Source organism: Myroides albus (assembly GCF_009711045.1).
Lineage (GTDB): Bacteria > Bacteroidota > Bacteroidia > Flavobacteriales > Flavobacteriaceae > Flavobacterium > Flavobacterium album_A.
Map to the genome: position 1 here is coordinate 1 of NZ_WMJX01000125.1, position 878 is coordinate 878.

Consider the following 878-nt stretch of genomic DNA (forward strand, 5'->3'; position numbering starts at 1 on the left):
CTTAGGTTTTGCTTTTGATTTGAGTTTTGCCTTGTTTATAGCTGTTTCTACGGTTCTTTTTACATCATTAGCTTCCATAGAGTCACATAGTTCCCAATGAATAATATAACGGCTGTAATCGTCTAAAATCGTACTTAAATAATACCAACCCCATCCAATAATTTTAAAGTACGTGAAGTCTGTTTGCCACATTTGATGTACAAACTGTGTTTTATCTTTAAATTCATTAGATGCTTCTATTAGAATATGATTTGGAGCGGGTATTAAATCTCTCTTCTTTAATATTCTATAAACACTGGACTCTGAGATATAGATACCTTGTTCATCTGTAATTTTATAAGCTAATTCTCGTGAAGATAATTCAGGATATTCTAAAGCTATCTCAACAACTAAGTTCTGTTGACTCTCAGGAATACTATTCCATTGCCTATTACTTATTCGCTTACTTTTTTCTAATCCATCATATCCTTTTTCTAAGTAACGTTTATACCATTTATAAAAGCTGCTTTTAGGAATACCAAACTCTTCAAGAGTCTTTTTAACTCCCAATTCACTTGTGGTTACACTTTGGATTAGCTCATATTTCTCTGCTGCTGTTAGTCTCATATACTTGCGATATAATTCATTTATTCCAGCATGTCTAAGGTTTTTTTTACAATATCGTAACGCAATACCAAATCTGCAACTACCTCTTTTAGTTTTGCATTTTCTTTGCGTAACTCTGCTACTTCATCACTGGTAGCCTCTCTTGTAATATCTCCTGATAATCGTTTTTTACCTGCCTCTAAAAACTCTTTATTCCATTTATAGAACTGAGTTTGACTAATGGAGTATTTTCTACATAGTTCTGATACAGATAGCTCTGCTCGTAATCCTTC

The 878-nt window shown here is 32.8% G+C and carries 2 protein-coding genes; both read right to left on the reverse strand.

What is annotated here, in order from left to right:
• On the reverse strand, window positions 1-606 hold a 606-nt coding region (locus GJV76_RS15610), incomplete at its 3' end, for a DDE-type integrase/transposase/recombinase (protein ID WP_155093500.1).
• A gap of 20 nt (window positions 607-626) precedes the next feature.
• The coding region (locus GJV76_RS15615; RefSeq protein WP_155093501.1) for a transposase at window positions 627-878 on the reverse strand (252 nt) is incomplete at its 5' end.